Origin of the sequence: Paenibacillus sp. PK1-4R, from assembly GCF_030369595.1 — a bacterium.
Taxonomy (GTDB): domain Bacteria; phylum Bacillota; class Bacilli; order Paenibacillales; family Paenibacillaceae; genus Paenibacillus.
This window is the reverse complement of record NZ_CP126535.1, coordinates 4,792,455-4,811,284: the sequence shown is the minus strand read 5'-3', so window position 1 is coordinate 4,811,284 and position 18,830 is coordinate 4,792,455. Positions and strand designations below refer to the sequence as shown.

The 18,830-nt window shown below is 44.5% G+C and carries 16 protein-coding genes; 14 read left to right on the top strand and 2 right to left on the bottom strand.

Going from position 1 to position 18,830, the window contains the following annotated elements; all coding sequences use genetic code 11:
- Window positions 1-177 precede the first annotated feature (177 nt).
- Window positions 178-1,449: an ABC transporter substrate-binding protein gene (locus tag QNO02_RS20935; protein WP_289389879.1), complete on the top strand. Its 1,272-nt coding sequence runs from the start codon at window positions 178-180 to the stop codon at window positions 1,447-1,449.
- 98 nt (window positions 1,450-1,547) lie between these two features.
- On the opposite strand, the gene QNO02_RS20930 is transcribed toward QNO02_RS20935, so the two are convergent.
- Both QNO02_RS20930 and QNO02_RS20925 read right to left on the bottom strand, forming a co-directional pair.
- Complete coding sequence (locus QNO02_RS20930; protein ID WP_289389878.1) at window positions 1,548-2,627, bottom strand: coiled-coil domain-containing protein; 1,080 nt, start codon at window positions 2,625-2,627, stop codon at window positions 1,548-1,550.
- A 184-nt stretch (window positions 2,628-2,811) separates the two neighbouring features.
- Window positions 2,812-3,048, bottom strand: coding sequence for a DUF2626 domain-containing protein (locus tag QNO02_RS20925; RefSeq protein ID WP_017687281.1), 237 nt, complete (start codon window positions 3,046-3,048; stop codon window positions 2,812-2,814).
- A gap of 314 nt (window positions 3,049-3,362) precedes the next feature.
- Here QNO02_RS20925 and QNO02_RS20920 point away from each other — a divergent pair, with 314 nt between their 5' ends.
- The 13 genes from QNO02_RS20920 (at window position 3,363) to QNO02_RS20860 (ending at window position 18,786) form a co-directional block, all read left to right on the top strand.
- Window positions 3,363-4,013 carry an RsfA family transcriptional regulator gene (locus tag QNO02_RS20920; RefSeq protein WP_076211575.1) on the top strand — a complete coding sequence of 217 codons (651 nt, stop codon included), beginning with the start codon at window positions 3,363-3,365 and terminating at the stop codon, window positions 4,011-4,013.
- A 150-nt stretch (window positions 4,014-4,163) separates the two neighbouring features.
- On the top strand, window positions 4,164-5,123 hold the full coding sequence (locus QNO02_RS20915; protein WP_289389877.1) for a ketopantoate reductase family protein: 960 nt from the start codon (window positions 4,164-4,166) through the stop codon (window positions 5,121-5,123).
- A complete protein-coding gene (locus QNO02_RS20910) occupies window positions 5,123-5,497 on the top strand; it encodes a DUF3397 domain-containing protein (protein WP_091028465.1) in 375 nt (124 codons plus the stop codon). The genes QNO02_RS20915 and QNO02_RS20910 overlap by 1 nt, the downstream gene beginning before the upstream one ends.
- A 153-nt stretch (window positions 5,498-5,650) precedes the next feature.
- Entirely contained in the window at window positions 5,651-7,348 is a 1,698-nt protein-coding gene (locus tag QNO02_RS20905) for a peptide ABC transporter substrate-binding protein (RefSeq protein WP_091028467.1), read from the top strand.
- Window positions 7,349-7,537: 189 nt separating this feature from the next.
- On the top strand, window positions 7,538-8,470 hold the full coding sequence (locus QNO02_RS20900; RefSeq protein WP_076211567.1) for an ABC transporter permease: 933 nt from the start codon (window positions 7,538-7,540) through the stop codon (window positions 8,468-8,470).
- Between the two features lie 47 nt (window positions 8,471-8,517).
- Complete coding sequence (locus tag QNO02_RS20895; RefSeq protein ID WP_371129057.1) at window positions 8,518-9,399, top strand: ABC transporter permease; 882 nt, start codon at window positions 8,518-8,520, stop codon at window positions 9,397-9,399.
- 17 nt (window positions 9,400-9,416) lie between these two features.
- Window positions 9,417-11,186, top strand: a complete 1,770-nt coding sequence (locus QNO02_RS20890; protein WP_124116013.1) for an ABC transporter ATP-binding protein — start codon at window positions 9,417-9,419, stop codon at window positions 11,184-11,186.
- 157 nt (window positions 11,187-11,343) lie between these two features.
- Entirely contained in the window at window positions 11,344-12,975 is a 1,632-nt protein-coding gene (bshC, locus tag QNO02_RS20885) for a bacillithiol biosynthesis cysteine-adding enzyme BshC (RefSeq protein WP_249912152.1), read from the top strand.
- Between the two features lie 45 nt (window positions 12,976-13,020).
- Window positions 13,021-14,286, top strand: coding sequence for an adenosylhomocysteinase (locus tag QNO02_RS20880; protein WP_047843755.1), 1,266 nt, complete (start codon window positions 13,021-13,023; stop codon window positions 14,284-14,286).
- 273 nt (window positions 14,287-14,559) lie between these two features.
- The gene (mraZ, locus tag QNO02_RS20875; protein WP_017687291.1) at window positions 14,560-14,997 is read left to right on the top strand and encodes a division/cell wall cluster transcriptional repressor MraZ; all 438 of its coding nucleotides are present in this window, start codon (window positions 14,560-14,562) and stop codon (window positions 14,995-14,997) included.
- Between the two features lie 18 nt (window positions 14,998-15,015).
- On the top strand, window positions 15,016-15,966 hold the full coding sequence (gene rsmH / locus QNO02_RS20870; protein WP_091028473.1) for a 16S rRNA (cytosine(1402)-N(4))-methyltransferase RsmH: 951 nt from the start codon (window positions 15,016-15,018) through the stop codon (window positions 15,964-15,966).
- Between the two features lie 27 nt (window positions 15,967-15,993).
- Window positions 15,994-16,422, top strand: a complete 429-nt coding sequence (locus QNO02_RS20865) for a hypothetical protein (protein ID WP_076211549.1) — start codon at window positions 15,994-15,996, stop codon at window positions 16,420-16,422.
- 12 nt (window positions 16,423-16,434) lie between these two features.
- Window positions 16,435-18,786 carry a penicillin-binding transpeptidase domain-containing protein gene (locus QNO02_RS20860; protein WP_133385539.1) on the top strand — a complete coding sequence of 784 codons (2,352 nt, stop codon included), beginning with the start codon at window positions 16,435-16,437 and terminating at the stop codon, window positions 18,784-18,786.
- Window positions 18,787-18,830: the final 44 nt, after the last annotated feature.

Here is an 18,830-nt window from a genome sequence, read left to right as displayed (position 1 = left end):
GCTCCTGGAGCCGGCTTTTTGCTGAAAAAATAAGTAAGCGTTATTACACAGAACTCGATATGCTCGTATTATGCAAAAATCCGAAAAAGTGTTTTTCGGCAGGGTAGGACAAGAGTACTACTTATTTGTTACAATAATTGCTGCAGGAAAAAACTAGGTGAACAGGGAGGGAAGTTAATGAAGCGTAGACATCAGGTTGTTTTGTTCGCGGTATTGCTGCTTTCGTTAACGATCTTGTCACCGAGTTTTGACTTTAGAGGTTCACAGCTCAATCAGGAACGCGACCAGGAGAAGGATACCTTTCCGGGTTCGTTGTCCCGTAATGAAGATGCTCAAGCTCCGCTGGAGATTGTAGTGGCCATGTCGGATGAAGAGTTTCAAGCCTTTCAAAAAATAGCTAAAGAAGTTGCTGCTTCCCAGCTGGTAGAAATTAATCTTCGGAATGAGAAGCCGGATACATATAAGCATGTTTTGGATCTTGAATTTTCACTGGGGGAGAACGGTGATGTTGTTCTACTTGATAGTGAGGAAGTGCAATACTATGCCCAAAAAGGGTACCTGTATCCGTTAAACGGAACAACATTATCGAAGTCGCTAGGAGATACGGTAGTTGGGTTACGGGGAATGACAGAGTGGAATGGTTATCAGTGGGGAATGCCTTTTGATTTTGATCCGTACATTCTGGCTGCACAATCTTCATTTCTGAAGAGAGCTGGTCTGGAGTCATTACCTCGAAATAAAGATCAGTGGGTCAAACTTACTCAACAAGCCATTACGGAAGGCATCCCTTTAATTACAATGAACATCAATGATATGTACGGGACAAATGCGTGGCTGAATCATTTGGAACCGAGAATGGCACCAGATCAAGTTAAACGAACACAAATAGATTCGCAAACGGGGGATCTTCAGCAGGGGATTCAGTTGATGAATCAGATTCAGCCCCTTATTAGGCTTGAGTCTACCAATCCAGGGTTCTTTCCAACTGCTGACCAAAACGACACACCGATGGTTGTATCATTGTTATCTCAATTATTGAATGCGGATCAAGCGAGTACAGTTGATAAAGATTCTTTGGAGCGGATTTCTTTGGAAACCTTGGAAACTGTAAACTCCAGAAGCCTTGTCATTACTGCGGGTTCGGTTGAGGCTGAGGAGGCCAGTAGATGGATTGAAGGAATGACCTCTGCTACGACACAGCTGAAATGGTACCAACAGGTCAACCGGTTGCCCGCAAAGCAACAGGAGCTGGATTTGGAGTCTGAGAAACTCGTTGGACCTTATGACATGACAAAGGGACAATCCTGGTTCTCAACCACCCAAGATGTCCCCGCTGCAACGACCAAAAGTCATGCTCTAATAACTCGTTTTCATAAAAAAGTACAACAATTCCTAAAGGGAGAAATTACAGCGAATCAATACGTAGACAGTATTAGAACGACGAACTAACTTTAAGTTCGTGTTCAAAAAGTCTGGTTTTCAACTTCGATGCTGGTGATGCCAATAGGCATCCTTCGTAATCAAAAGCGGACTTTTTGAACAACTCTTTAAAAGGATATAGCTAGTTTTACTTCCAGTATGCCTTCACTTGTTGAAACATCGGTTGCTTTGACAAACGACAGGATTTTCTGTGGATAGAAGCCAAGGTCAAATTCTCTTTCCAGCATTCGGCGAGTAGTGTCTGGTAGTTCAAGCTGGTTGAATACAAGTTTGTCCACATGAAAACGAATGGAGTTTTGGGGTTCATTTTCTACCGTATAATGTCCTTCAATGCTTAATTGCAATTGATCCCGCTGACCGGAAGCTATAATCTTATCCTGGTTAAACTGAAAGGCAAAGTCTTCAAAGATTGGATTTTGGGAACGCAGAAATGCATTAAGCTCATCCTGCCCAATTCGAATCGTATACGTTGTTCCAGTCGTGGATATACCTCCGTTTTGTTTTTGGATAAAATCGGGCAGGTTCTGCATGGCAGATGACAATGCTTTGAAATATCGTTTCACCTCATAGATGCCGATATTCTCCCAATAAAGGGTCAGTTCATCCATCAGTTTCTGAATCGCTGCCGCATCTCCGCTGGTGGCTATTTGGGCATCCATTTCTTTTTGCAAGGTGACTACACGTTCCCGCTGGTTTTGAAGATTAGTCTTCATTTCGGTTAATTCTGTTGTAGTCTGATGAATCTGAGTGGAAGTCTGTTGCAGGGTGTGATAACGGTCCTGATACTTGTCCAGCACAGCTTGATCCCGTCCGATAATAATCTGGTAATAATCATACAGTACAAACAGGTCTTTGAATGACCTGGCTCCCAGGACCGTCATGAGGAGGCTGTCGCGTTCTCCTGTGTAGTAAGACCTTACTACAGCTCCGGCCCGATCTTGCTGAATATGTATCTGTTCTTCCTGTTCCTGAAGCTGGACGGATAATGTCTCGTATTGTTGAGCCAGCTGCTTCTGCCTTTCGGCGATGCGTTCGATTTCGTGATCGATTTCAACGATGGATAGACTTTTTTGCAATATCTCACGTGTATCCTCAGGTGAAGACTCTCCATAGGCATGGGCTAAAGGTAGCTGGAGGAATAAAATGATGCATAATATAAAGGCGGCAATGCCGTATTGACGTTTCACCGATCCATTCTCCTTTCCACTTCTTAAATGACAATCGTACAGGCTTGTTGTCTTCCAGACAATATATGAAACAAATACGTGAAATATCCTTAGTGGTTACATAACACCACGAACAATCATTTAGTCTGAACACAACAAAAAAGCAACCCGACAGATATCGGATCACTTTGATGCTGCAGGTGGATTAGAGCGGCAACCCCATTTCGAATACGGTCCAGTAGCTGAACCCCGTGAATGTTACGATCATATAACCCCAGAAGAGCAATATGTACGTTCGCTCGGTAAATTTCAAGTATCCCAAAATGACAAAAAACGCAGTCTGCAGGAAAAAAAGCAAAGCCATTTCGACCAGATCTCCCGCAAAAGCCATCAGGCCAATTGCAAGCGTGAAGAACCCGAGTACCCGAAACATGCGTGCCACGGTAAATCCTCCTCTCCTAAGTACGTTCATAGATTGTCTACACAACATTATACCGGGAAAGGAAAAACGTGTAAACAAATTTGGATATGAAAGCGAATTCTTTTTTTGCTCAATGTAAGTATAGAGGGATATGTTTTACGTATGTCACGTATGAGCAAGCCTGAATGTGGAAATACATTTTAGTATGAAATCAATTCTATGAACTCTATGAGAGGCATAAGAATGAATGAAGCAGCTTTTATACCTAATTCACATACCGGGCTTCCGGTAATGCGGACGGTTATTTTAGGATGTTGTTAGGAGGGTATTATAGCATGACTGCAGTGAGACAGGATGCTTGGAGTACAGAGGACGATTTGATATTGGCTGAGGTTACTTTGCGTCATATTCGGGAAGGCAGTACACAATTGGCCGCTTTTGAAGAGGTGGGCGAAAAAATAGGCAGAACATCTGCCGCATGCGGTTTTCGCTGGAACAGTTGTGTACGTAAAAAGTATGATTCTGCCATCAGTAACGCCAAGGCGCAACGACAAAAACGAAGTTATCTCAGAAAGCAACCAGCTATGCTCGGACCGCAGGTTGCAGCATTGTCTACACTGGACACTGAAGAACATCTGTACAAATCAGATGGGATCTCAGACGATTCATTATCGATGGATGCAGTAATCCGCTTCCTGCGGCAATGGAAGGGAACAGTGCAGGAGAGTAATCGTCAACTCAAGATGCTGGAGAAGGAGCTTCGCGAGAAAGAAGATGAATTGCTTGAACTACGTCTTGAGAATGACCGTCTCTCCAAGGAAGTGAATGAAGTACAGACGGATTACCGTGTGGTGAATGACGACTACAAAGCTTTGATTCAGATTATGGATCGGGCTCGCAGACTCGCATTTTTGTCCGAAGAAGAAGAGGAACTTAAGACACGTTTCAAGATGGATGCCAACGGGAATCTGGAACGAATTGAATAACAAGTTCAGACGTTTGATTTGTGAAAGTCAGGTATGAACCCGCCACACCTCCGTTACACAACGGCAGGTATGACGGGTTTTTAGTTTGGTGTTTTTGTTCTATTATAGATAATAGAAGAGCAACTACTGAAGCGGAGAGGAGTGCATCATATGATCATTGACATCGTAGGAGCGGGGGCACTGGGTCTTTTGTATGGCGGGAAACTGCTGGCGTCAGGTAACCAGGTCAGATTTTGGACGAGAACAACAGCTCAGGCTGACCTCCTCAGCCATAATGGAGTAACCATTGTGGAACGTGGCGAGGAGATACATATTCTACCGGATCAAATACAGGCGAAACCTATAAGTGAGCTGGCTGACACATGGAAGAACACACCAGGAGAATGGTTGCTGCTCATGATTAAGCAGACAAGCATTGATGATTTCATTCATGAGATTAGTCCATTACAAGATCATGTGCTGAATATCGCTTGTTTCCAAAATGGGATGGGCCATCTGGCAAAACTTCAAGCAGCTTTGCCAAAGTCGCTTCTGTGTAGTGCGGTTACAACAGAAGGTGCGAAGCGCACACAAAGTCAGGTAACTCGTGCAGGTACAGGTGAAACCAGGCTGGGGAGGTACAACATACATATAGTAGCTTCTGCCTCTATAGAGAAGGAGAGAACATTTACTCTGTCGGGATCGTTGCAGCAGGCAGGATTTGACTGTACAGTGTCGAATGAAATCGATAAGCTGATATACAGGAAACTATTGATTAATTCAGTCATTAACCCGCTTACGGCACTATGGCGAATCCCTAATGGAGAACTGATCGTCAAGGAAGAACGAAAGAGGCTAATGCGCCAGTTATATGATGAAGTATTGTTAATCTACTCTGCAAGTGGAATATGTTTGGGTCAGGATATGTGGGATCAACTTATATCGGTCTGTCGTTCTACTGCCACGAATACTTCCTCCATGCTTGCAGATGTTCTCGCTGGACGTGTTACAGAAGTGAGGTCAATTAACGGTCATATTGTAAGAATGGCACAGAAGTTGGACCTTGTTGCACCTACACATGAAATACTGCTTCATCTGATTGAAGGAATGCAACCGGAAGGAGTGAATTAATGGGACTTTTTATTGTGTTGAGCATATTGCCCTTTTTTCCGTTCTTTCTTGTTTATTGGGGAATGTACGTATGGAAAAAAGACAAACGGAACGCCATGCGGATGGCAATGGATGTAACCACTTTTTTTCTTGTTTTTTCAGTATCGGCGTTATTCAACTTAACATTTGATTCGAATTTTGGTTTTTATCTGACACTATTACTCATACTACTAGCACTTGGATTCATCGGAGGTGCGCAAAATCGACTAAAGGGGAAGGTCGATGGGGGGAGAATGTTCCGGGCCGTATGGCGCATGGCCTTCATCATTATGAGTTTCGGGTATGTTTTGTTTACTTTATTTGGATTAATTAGATACTTCATGCAACAGATGTGAGGTTACATAACGCAAAAGGGCTAAAAAATGTGTCGATTTTGTCGAAAACTGAAAAAAACATTACTTTCTGAAAAAGTAATGTAGATTTTTTTGACCGGTGGTTGTATAATCTATAAACATATAAACCATATCAATTTAGGGGGAACGTGTTAGATGAAAAGGAAAAGTCTATTAGTCCTTTTGACGCTGATTTTGGCGTTCGGTACCGTACTTGCAGCGTGCGGATCGAAAAACGAAGGCACAGGTAACACCGATACTGGTTCTGCAAGCGAAGGAAATGGTCTTGCTAAAGATCAAATTCTGAAAATCAACCTGTCAGCTGAACCTCCTACGTTGGACCCGGCTCAAGCAAAAGACAGCCAAACCAACACAGTTTTGAAATTCTTGTATGAAGGTCTTGTACGCATCGATGCTGATGGTAAAGAACAAGCGGGCGTAGCTAAAGACTGGACAATCTCCGAAGATGGTTTGAAATATGTTTTCAACCTGAACCCGGATGCTAAATGGAGCAACGGTGATGCAATCACTGCCGAAGACTTTGTTCGTTCTTGGGAACGTGCTTTGAAACCGGAAACAGCTTCTCCATATGCATACCAATTGTACTATATTAAAGGCGCTGAAGGTTACAACCTCAGCAAAGATGAAACATACAAAGGTACTAAAGTCACAGATTTCTCACAAGTAGGCGTTAAAGCTACTGATGAGCACACATTGGAAGTAACGTTGGAAAACCCAACACCTTACTTCTTGGGTCTGACAGCATTCTACACGTACTACCCAGTACATGCATCTGCTGACACAAATGACAAATTCTTCACAGACTACAAAAACATGATCGTTAACGGACCATTTGTAATGGATCAATACTCCAAAGGTCAAAAAATTGTTGTGAAGAAAAACGATGGTTACCATGCAGCTGCCGATATTAAATTGGCTGAAATCGATATGTCTCTGACGAACAGCAGTGCTTCCGAACTGCAAGCTTACAAATCAGGACAATTGGACTACACTGGTGCACCTAACGGTGAAATTCCATCCGACCAAATTCCTTCTGTAAAAGCGGAATTGCCGGACGAGTTCAAAGCTACTGGTATTGCAAGTACGTACTACTATCAGTTCAACGTAAACGAAGCACCATTTAACAACGTTAAAATCCGTAAAGCATTTGCAATGGCAATTCAACGTCAGCTGATTGTTGACAAAGTTACACAAGGTGGACAAATTCCAGCATTCGGCTTTGTACCTCCAGGTATCCGTGGTGAAAACGGCGAATTCCGTGATGAGCACAAAGACGATTACTTCACAGAAAATGTGGAAGAAGCTAAAGCATTGCTTGCTGAAGGTATGAAAGAAGAAGGTTACACAACATTGCCAGCTGTTACGTTGATCTACAACACTAGTGATGGTCACGCGAAAATCGCTTTGGCGGTTGCTGACATGTGGAAACAAAATCTTGGTGTTGATGTGAAAACAGAAAACCAAGAGTGGGGCGTATTCCTTGAGAACCGTCAAAACCAAAACTTCCAAGTAGCTCGTGCAGGTTGGTCTGCTGACTACAACGATCCATACAACTTCTTGGAAATGTGGACTACTGGAAACACAAACAATGATTCCAAATTCAGCAACGAACAGTATGACAAAGATGTTAAAGACACTGTAAAATCTGCTGATCCAGCTGCACGTATGGCTGCATTTGCTGACGCTGAGAAAATCCTGATTCAAGATGAAATGGGCGTTATGCCAATCTATTACTACACTAACGTATCTTTGACCAAGCCTTACCTGAAAGGCGTACAACTTGATTTCAGTGGAGCTATTGACTTCACACGTGCATATCTGGAAGAGAAATAAGTTGTTCTGAAGTCTAATATGAATACTTCGGGATATATATGTGGAATTCCATATATATCCCGATTTTTTGTATGTGCACCGATTTTCCTTATAATTCTTGAAATTTCCGATAAATGGATTGGACTTTATTTCTGTCTAATTCTACAATCGATTTGTATACAAAATATTGTTTGTGGAGGTGTGCAAGGGTTGGTTAAGTATGTGTTGAAAAAACTATTATTTATGCTGCTATCGCTTTTCATACTCGCATCTGCAACCTTCTTCCTGATGAAGGCTATTCCGGGTGACCCTTTTACATCCGAGAAAAAAGTATCGCCTGAAATTCGGGTTTTGCTGGAACAGAAGTATGGATTGGACAAACCGATGTATGAACAATACCTGAAGTATATGGGTGGAATCCTTAAGGGAGATTTCGGAGTCTCAATGAAATATCTCAATCGAGATGTAGCCGGAATGATCGGCGAAACATTCACCGCTTCGCTGAAGCTTGGAGTGTTTGCAATTGTTATCTCCATTATCGTGGGTGTTTTGCTGGGGCTTATTGCTGCAGTTTACCATCGTAAACTCATTGATGATATCACGATGATCCTCGCTGTTATAGGTATAGCTGTTCCGAGCTTCTTGCTTGCGTCACTATTGCAGTATCTCTTTGCTACTAAATTAGGCTGGTTTAACGTTATGGGCTTTGATGGTCCATTGGATTACGTTCTTCCGGTTGCAGCGCTATCTGCATCTCCGATTGCTTTTATCGCTCGTTTGACGCGTTCGAGCATGCTTGAAGTCTTACATGCAGATTATATCAAAACAGCTAAAGCCAAAGGTCTGAAATGGCCTGCAATTATGTTTAAACACGTTGTAAGAAACGGTATTCTACCAGTAGTAACTTATGTTGGTCCAATGACAGCGAATATCATCACAGGTTCCGTTGTAATTGAACAGATCTTTAACATCGGGGGAATTGGTAAAGTATTCGTAGAGAGTATCACAAACCGTGATTACACTATGATCATGGGGATTACAATTTTCTATGGTATCCTCCTGATGTTGGCTCGTTTCTTTACGGATATCGCTTACGTGCTGATTGATCCTAGAATTAAGCTGGAAAGCCGGAAGGGGGCATAACGTTGTCTGGCACGAATAATAAAAAGAATGAAACGGCGAACACGAACCTGACTAGTCAGGCAGCGGTAAAACCGCAAGAAAGTGTATCCCTTTTTAAAGATGCCATGTACAGACTTGCAACCAATAAGGCTGCTATGATAAGTCTGGGTGTATTGGTTCTTGTCGTGATTTTCTCTTTGATTGGTCCAACTTCTTTGTTTACAAGTTATAATTATTATTCCAATGATTTGTTGAATGCCAATGCAGCGCCGAGTGCGGAGCACTGGTTCGGTACGGACGAGCTTGGTCGTGACGTGTGGGTAAGAACTTGGGTAGGAGCACGTGTATCCCTTACTGTAGGTTTGGCCGCAGCCTTGATTGACCTTGTTATCGGGGTTATTTATGGAGCGATCATGGGTTTCTACGGTGGACGTGTAGATGGAATTATGAACAAGTTTTCCGAAATCCTCTACTCCTTGCCGTACATGCTTGTTGTAATTTTGTTGCTGGTTGTACTGGAACCAAGTCTGACAACGATTATCATTGCCCTCACCATCACAGGCTGGATCAGCATGTCATGGATTGTGCGTGGTGAGATTATGCAACTCAAAAACAGAGACTTTATTCTTGCTGCAAGGTCCATGGGAGCAAGCACAGGGCGTCAATTGTTCCGTCATTTGCTGCCCAATGCAATAGGACCGATTCTTGTAACATTGACATTGTCTATTCCAAATGCAATCTTTGCTGAAGCGTTCCTGAGCTTCCTTGGATTGGGTGTTTCAGCACCAAGATCTTCACTTGGTTCTATGATCAATGATGCACTTACAGGCTGGACGCTATTCCCGTGGCGGATGTGGTTCCCAGCAGGTCTAATGGTTCTTACAATGCTTGCATTTAACTTGCTCGGAGACGGTCTGCGTGACGCACTCGATCCGAAATTACGTAAATAGAAACAGGAGGTGGGATTATGGAGCCGATTTTAACTGTCAAAGACCTGAGTGTGTCGTTCTCAACACGTTCTGGTGAATTTGATGCCGTTAAACATGTGAGTTTTGAACTTGGCAAAGGAGAGACGCTGGGGATCGTAGGTGAATCGGGTAGTGGTAAGAGTGTTACCGCCCAAACCATCATGAAATTGATTCCCTCCCCGCCTTCGAAGGTCAAAAGCGGAGAAATTACTTTTCACGGGCAAGACCTGCTGAATAAGACAGACAAACAAATGGAAGCGATTCGTGGTAAAGATATCGGTATGATCTTCCAAGATCCAATGACTTCTTTGAATCCTACCATTAAAATTGGTAAACAAATTACCGAAGTATTGCGCAAGCATCAGAACATGTCCAAACAAGCGGCGAATAAAGCGGCTTTGGAGATGCTGGAACTTGTAGGTATTAAAAATGCGGCTATTCGCATGAATCATTATCCTCACCAATTCTCTGGTGGTATGCGTCAGCGTGCCATGATTGCGATCGCGCTTGCATGTCGTCCATCCCTTCTGATTGCGGATGAGCCGACAACTGCACTTGACGTTACAATTCAGGCTCAAATTCTGGATGTCATGAAAGACATGCAGCAAAAGCTGGGAACATCGATCATGCTGATTACGCATGACCTTGGTGTCGTAGCGGGTATGTGTGACCGTGTTGTTGTTATGAAGGAAGGCGAAGTTGTTGAAACAGGAACAACTGCTGAAATCTTTAGTAACCCTCAACATCCATACACCATTAAATTGCTGAATGCTTTGCCTCGTCTGGACGAGCCCAAAAAGGAAAAACCAGCTCCTGCTGGTATTATCAAAGGCAGCAATAAGCCTCTGGTACAAGTGAAAAACTTGAAACAGTACTTTAATTTGGGTAAAGGTAACATTCTCAAAGCGGTCAATGACGTAAGCTTTGATATCTTTGAAGGTGAAACACTTGGCGTTGTAGGCGAGTCTGGCTGTGGTAAATCCACAACAGGTCGTACCATTCTGCGTCTGTATGAGCCAACTGGCGGAAATGTTAACTTTAACGGAACGGATATCTACAAGTTGTCCCCGCGTAAAATGAAAGAAATGCGTAAAGATATGCAGATGATCTTCCAAGATCCATATGCATCTCTTAACCCGCGTTTCAATGTTATGGATATTATCGGGGAGTCCCTCGATATTCATGGTCTGGCTTCCAGCTCTAAAGAGCGTAAGAGACGAGTGGAGGAACTGCTTGATCTGGTAGGTTTGAATCCAAGTCATGCTCTTCGTTATCCGCATGAATTCTCCGGTGGTCAAAGACAACGGATCGGGATTGCACGTGCACTTGCTGTAGACCCTAAATTCATCATCTGTGATGAGCCATTGTCTGCACTGGATGTATCCATTCAGGCGCAGGTCGTTAAATTGCTTGAAGAACTTCAGCAACGTCTCGGCTTGACATACCTGTTTATCGCGCATGACTTGTCGATGGTTAAACATATCAGTGACCGTGTCGCTGTAATGTACATGGGTAAAGTGGTTGAGCTCGCAGAAAGTGAAGAACTGTATGCGAACCCTGTCCACCCTTATACCAAAACATTGCTCTCAGCAATCCCTGTACCTGATCCGGAAGTGGAAGCGAACAAACGTCGCATCTTGCTGCCGGAAGAGCATATGAGCCCGATTCAGAATGGATCTGGTGGTCCTGCAAATGACCCCTACAACCTGGAAAATGCTCAATTGATTGAGGTTTCCAAAGGTCACTGGGTTGCAGAACCTTACGTATAATAGGAATATTAAAGCGATATGCTATTATTGATGTATTAAGAGCCGCCGACTCGTTCGGCGGTTTTTTTTGTATTTTAATCACTTTCTTTTGACGAAGCGGCCTTGAATTCGGTACAATCAAGAAAGGCTCTTTGAAGCAGAATAGGAGGCAGACCTCATGAACGGTATTACCGAGGCACTCCGCAGCGGATCAAGACTTGCAGAAGATTATATCTGTTCAAGAGATGCTGCGCGTGGCCTTTACGAGTATGACATTCGCTGGGAATCAGGACTTCAGGCGCGTGCCGAGTGGCTGGACCAATCGGAAAACACACGTATTGATCGTCGTGATCTGGCAGAGTATTTACGTATATATAATAAGCGGGTGAACGACCATGGAGAGGTTCATGCGTCCATCACACGTCTTGCAGAACAAGATGCACTAGTGGTTACAGGAGGACAGCAGAGCGGTCTGCTCACCGGACCACTGTTCGTCATATACAAAGCCGCCAGTGTAGTGGCAGCTGCGCGTGAAGCGGAAGAAAGACTTCAACGCCCGGTAGTCCCAGTATTTTGGATTGCCGGTGAAGACCATGACTGGGATGAGGTTAACCACACATATCTACCTGATCATCAGGGAGACATGAAGAAGGTCAAGTTACAAGGACGATTCGCAGGAAGGGATTCTGTGAGTAATGTTCATGTGGATACACAGCAGTGGGTGAATGTACTCGAACAGGTGGAACATCTGTTACCTGATACGATACATAAACCAGGACTGATGAAATGCATCACAGAGATCCATCAATCCAGTTCAAATCTGAGTGATGCATTTGCCCGCATGATATCTGCCTTGTTTGCCAGCAGTGGACTTGTTCTAATGGATGCATCGGATCCAGATTTACGCAGGTTGGAACAGCCCGTGTTTGAGCGGTTGATACGCAAAAATGAAGTGCTGCGCAACGCATACACACAAGGTGCTGCGCAGGTACAACAAGCTGGTTATGCTATGCCTGCCGAAGTAGCGGAGGATGGAGCCAATCTGTTCTACATTCATGAAGGTACGCGTTTGCTCTTGTTGTTGAAGGACGGCTTATATAGTGATCGCAAAGGTTTGGTTTCTTTCACAGAGGAACGTTTGCTACAGGAACTGGGAGAACATCCGGAGCGCTTCAGTAACAACGTATTGACACGACCATTAATGCAAGATTCCGTGCTGCCTGTAGCCGCTGTTATTTTGGGGCAAGGTGAAATTGCATATTGGGGTTTGACTCGGGAAGCATTCCGTCAGTTCGGACTGCAAATGCCCATTTTGTTGCCGCGGTTGTCTTTCACCATTATGGAAGATATTCATCACAAACATATGAAACAATATGGACTTTCTTTTCAGGATGTTCAATATCATATGGAAGAAAAGAAGGAGCAGTGGCTCGCACAACAGGAGACGTTCCAGGTAGATGAACAGTTTGACAAGGTTCAGGAAGCGTTTCTTCAACTGTACGGACCTTTGCTAGATGAGATCGCGGAGATTCATCCGGGACTGGAACGAATTGGCGATACCAATTTGAGTAAAATCAACGAGCAAATGCAGTATCTGAAACAGCAGACTCACAAAGCTATCGAAGATAAACATAATGTGAGTCTAAGGCACTGGAACGGCATTCAGAACTCCTTATTCCCAACGGGCAAACCACAGGAACGAGTACATAATGCACTCTTTTACCTGAATCGTTATGGCACCGAGTGGATCGATGAACTGATTAAGGCCTCAAGTGAATTCCTTGGAGAGCACAAGGTCATTGCACTGTAGAGCCCTTTATAATAGAAGAAACACATAAACTAGGAGGATTATGAAATGACTACACCTGCATTGCAAAACAGTATTGTTAAAGATATGGGACTCGCTTCAGAGGGTCACCTGAAAATTGATTGGGTAGAAGCGCATATGCCGGTACTGAACCGCATTCGTCGCCAGTTCGAACAGGATCTGCCCTTCAAAGGTTTGAAGGTTGCCATTTGTCTTCATCTGGAGGCGAAAACAGCTTATTTGGCAAAAGTGATCCAAGCGGGTGGTGCAGAAGTAACAATTACGCATAGCAATCCATTGTCTACACAAGATGATGTTTGCGCAGCATTGGTGGAAGACGGCGTTACGGTGTATGCGAAGTACAATCCGGAACCTGCGGAATTCAAATCACTGCAACTGCGTGCGCTTGAGGTGAAGCCTGATCTCATTATTGATGATGGTGGAGACTTTGCAACCATTATTGCATCAGAGCGCCCGGACCTAGCAGCAACAATTCGCGGAGGAGCAGAAGAAACGACAACGGGTATTATTCGTTTGAAAGCATTGGCGAAAGAAGGCCAATTGAAGTTTCCGATGGTTGCGGTTAATGACGCATACTGCAAGTATCTGTTTGACAATCGCTACGGCACTGGACAATCTGCATTCGACGGGATTATTCGTACAACTAACTTGGTTATCGCTGGTAAAAACGTAGTGGTAGCAGGTTATGGCTGGTGTGGTAAAGGGGTAGCAATGCGCGCCAAAGGTCTTGGTGCGAATGTGATCGTAACCGAGATCGATCCAATCAAAGCGGTAGAAGCACACATGGACGGATTCCGGGTCATGACGATGGTGGAAGCCGCCAAATTGGGCGATTTCTTTATCGCAGTTACAGGCAATAAGGATGTTATCACGGGTGAGCATTACGATGTAATGAAGGACGGAGCGATCCTGAGTAATGCAGGTCACTTTGATGTTGAAGTGAATAAACCTGAACTGGCCAAACGTTCGGAATCGATTCGTACAGTTCGTCGCAACATTGAGGAATATCGTTTCAAAGATGGTCGTAAAATGTACCTTCTTGCAGAAGGTCGTCTTGTGAACCTGGGTGCAGCAGATGGTCACCCTGCCGAAATCATGGATACGACATTTGCTCTACAGGCGCTTGGTCTGCGTTATGTAAGTGAGAATTATGAAAACTTGGGTAAAAACGTTGTTAATGTACCTTATGATATTGACCAGCAGGTTGCCAGCTATAAACTTGAAAGTCTGAATATTGGCATCGACTCCTTGTCAGCTGAGCAAGAGAAATACCTAGATAGCTGGAAATTTTAAGCACTATCCAATAATTACAAGCTGATGAAATGATTCAATAGGTATAGAATGGTTTATTGATGATATGGCTCATGTGCGGGTAGACATACGATTGCCCGTTTAAGGGAAGCGTCTTTGATCCTGAGTGACAGGATCAAGGACGTTTTTTTATGCTGAAAAATTAAAAAATCAAGTCATGCAAGAAGGGTTTTGATTTTTTTGTGCGAATCTATTATGCTTAGGTGGTGGAAAGTGGGGCAAAGTGGGAGAAACGGGTGAGGAGTGAGTGGGCCAATGTTTATGGGGGAGTTCCAACATAGCATTGATGATAAGGGTCGGGTTATCATTCCGGCTAAATTCCGCGAATCTCTGGGACCGTCTTTCGTTGTCACACGGGGTTTGGACCAGTGTCTTTTCGTATACCCCATGGAGGAGTGGGGGGTCATGGAACAGAAGCTCAAAGCACTGCCATTGATGAAATCTGATGCACGTGCGTTTACCCGGTTTTTTTTCTCGGGTGCAACCGAATGTGAACTGGACAAACAGGGCAGGGTAAATCTGCCGGGCAATTTAAGAGAGTATGCCAAGCTGGACAAGGATTGTGTTGTTCTTGGCGTGTCGAACCGGGTGGAGATTTGGAGCAAAGGCATATGGGAGAGTTATTTCAATCAATCCGAAGAAGCATTCAACGACATTGCCGAAAAGCTGGTCGATTTTAATTTTGATTTATAAAGTCAGGAGGGGTGCAGGTTGTTTCACCACATAACCGTACTCAAAGAAGAGGCAACAGAGGGATTAAACATCAAGCAGGACGGTATATACGTGGACTGCACTTTAGGCGGTGGCGGACATAGCTCCGTGATTGCTTCCAAGCTCGGTCCAGGGGGACGTCTGATCGCACTTGATCAGGATGATTGGGCTTTGGATAATGCTCGCGAGAAGCTCGCTGCTTATGGAGAACGTGTAACATTGGTGAAAACCAATTTTCGAGATCTGGAACAGGTACTCAAGGATCTGGATGTACCAATGAAGGATGGTGCACCACAGGTCGACGGTATTTTGTACGACTTGGGTGTGTCATCTCCGCAATTTGATGAAGGAGAACGTGGATTCAGTTACAATCACGATGCTCCGCTCGATATGCGAATGGACCAGGATGCAATGCTGACGGCCAAAGAGATTGTGAATGAGTGGCCAGAAGAAGAGATTGCTCGAATTTTGTATCGCTATGGTGAAGAGAAGTTTTCGAGAAGAATTGCCCGTGTTATCGTCGGAAAACGAGCGCAGTCTACCATTGAGACGACAGGTGAACTCGTGGAACTGATCAAGGAAGGCATCCCGGCGGCAGCTCGACGTACTGGTGGACATCCTGCCAAACGCAGCTTCCAGGCACTACGCATTGCCGTCAACGATGAGTTGGGCGCGTTTGAAGAAGGCTTGCATCAGGCTGTTCGTTGTCTGGCACCAGGAGGACGTGTATCTGTTATTACCTTCCACTCCCTTGAGGATCGGATATGTAAACAGATTTTCAGCAGTTATCTGGAAAAATGTACATGTCCACCCGATTTTCCGTTGTGTGTATGCGGCGGCAAGGGGGCCCTGCGTTTAGTTAACAGAAAACCGTTGATTCCAACGGAAACGGAATTGACCGAAAATTCACGTGCTCGTTCAGCCAAGCTGCGCGTAGCCGAGAAATTGTAGATCAAGAGTGGAGGAGAGAATCGGAGTATGGCATATACACGTGGTAATCTCGCTGTAAAAGAAAAAGCGTCCCAGGAACGTGTGACCCAGCAACGATACAAAGAAACCACCAAAGTGGTGACCCGTCGTACGGGTCTTCCGGCACGCGAGAAGATTTTGTATCTGATTACCGTGGTTGCAGTTATCCTTGTTGGTGGAGCCTTAATGTCTCGTTATGCTCATATCTATGATCTGAACAAACAGGCACAGTCTACTATTTCGGATATCAAGGGGTATGAAAAGACGATTGCAGACCTGCAGGTGGAAAAAGAAACATTGAACAACCAGGTCATCGAAAATGCAAAACAACTTGGTTACGTTGAAGCTTCCGGTAAAGATGTCATTTATGTACCTCGTTCAACAAGTACGAAATCAACTGGTACTGAGTCGTCCTCCAATACAGCAAGCAGTAAGTAAAGAGGTGTTCCGATGATAAAAAGAATAAAGATGCGCACGTTGCTTATAGGGGGATGTATTACCCTCTTTTTTCTTGTACTCGTAACCCGAATCTTTTTCATTCAAGTTGTGAATGGCGGTGTATGGCAGGAACGGGCGGCCGGTTTGGTAGAGCGGGAACAGACGATTAAGGCTGCACGTGGAACGATTACGGATCGAAATGGTAACATTTTGGCTACCGATTCCCCTGCGTATACGGTTTCTGTTAATCCGTTATTAATTAATGAACTCGGAATTCAGGATGTTGTTACGGAGAAGCTCTCTTCCCTTCTTGGAAAAAATGAGAGTGAAATGCGTGCTCTGGTCACAGCCAAAAAGGAAGATGGCAAGTTCTATCAGCAACGTGAAGTACGCAGTGAAGGATATAAGATAAGTCCTGAGCTTGCGGAAAAAGTCAACGAACTGCGTGAGGAATTACAAGAAGAATACAAGGCTCGTAATGCAATTGTCATGGCTCAAGAGTCGAAGCGTTTTTACCCTGAAGAAACACTTGCTTCTCATCTCTTGGGATATATGAGCCGTGATGGGAAAGCTGTAAATGGACTTGAAGTCTCATATGATGAAGCACTGACAGGTACAGATGGATATCTGAATTATCAGAAGGATGCCAAAGGCATTAAACTTCCGGATTCACAGGATAACTATCTGCCACCTCAGAACGGTAAGAACCTAACGCTGACCATCGATGATACGATCCAGTTCTACATTGAGGATGCAATGAAAGAAGCGGTTGCCAAGTATAATCCACTGAGCATGACGGTCATTGCAGCGGACCCAAACACAATGGAGATTCTGGGGATGGCGAACTGGCCAACCTTTAACCCGAATACGTATGGAAGTACACCTGATCAAAAGAATTTTATCAACCATGCTACTCAATCCATCTATGAGCCAGGTAGTACATTTAAAATAGTTACGCTAGCAGGGGCTGTAGAAGAAAAACTCTTTGATCCCAATGCAAGTTTTGAATCCAAACGCATGTATATTGGTGGTTTCCCAATTAGTGATAATGGTCATGCCTATGGTTGGATCTCGTATCTCGAAGGTGTCAAACGGTCAAGTAACATTGCTTTTGTTAACTTGGGTTACAACATGCTTGGCGGTGAACGTCTGCGTCATTACATAGACGAATTCGGTTTCGGCAAAAAGACGGGTATTGATTTGCCAAATGAGGCAGCGTCCCCGATCAAGCCACTGGTTTACAAATCCGAGATTGCCACGGCAGCCTATGGTCATGGTCTTGTACAGGTAACACCAATTCAACAGGTCGCAGCCATCTCTGCGATTGCCAACGGCGGCAAATTGCTGGAGCCACATCTGGTGAAGGAGATCAAGAACCCGAATGATGGGACAACGGAAGTGATCAAACCCAAAGTTGTTCGTCAGGTGATTTCCAAGGAATCTTCCAAACTGGTGAGCGGTTATCTGGAACAAGTAGTTGCAGACCAAACGATTGGTACCGGTCGTAACGCCTATATTGAAGGTTACCGTGTAGCTGGTAAGACAGGTACGGCAAGAAAGGTTGTTAACGGAGCATACAGCAAGTCGAAAGACGTTGTATCGTTTATTGGATTCGCGCCCGTGAATAATCCGAAGATTGCTATACTTGTTGTCATTGACCAACCGGATGGAACCAACATTGGGGGAGGAACCGCAGCTGCCCCGGTGTTCAAAAAGATTGTCAGCCAGACTCTTCAATACATGGGAATACCCAAAGATACAGCCAAAACTCCTGACAAAAAGTCAAAAGAAGTCTCTGTCGTGCAAGCCAAGGCGCCTGACTTGAGTGGCAAGACAGCCAAACAGGCCAGAAGCCAGCTTCTAAGCGCGGGTATTGCTTATGTGACACTTGGTCAAGGTGATAATGTAATTCGGCAGTATCCGGTTGCTGGCGCCTCTATGAATCCAGGCCAACGAATCTATCTGCTAACGGAAGAAAGCAGCAAGATGAAGATTCCCGATCTAACAGGTGAATCTCTCCGTGATGCCCTTGAAGTACTTTCTCTCATGAAGGTGGGGGTTACGGTCAAGGGTGAGGGTTATGTCGTGAAGCAAACCGAGCAGGTCGCAGGTGAGCAGAGAACTGTACAGTTGAACTTGCAAACTGCCAAAGCTGCAGTGACAGGTATAGCAGATGAGGCTCCAATCTCATCTGATCCGTCGTCAGAAGCTGAAGTGAAGGAACAAGAGCCTTCGGGCGGAGAAGGTAAAACCGACGGAACAGACGAAACAGATGAAACAGATGAAACAGATAACAACAAGGCTTCTGCCAATGAATCCGAATCTTCTGATGATCCAGCCACAAACGGAGCTTCGCTTCCTTAGGGAGCTCTGACAGCTTGTTCTAACCCCCGGTTGTCCTGAATATT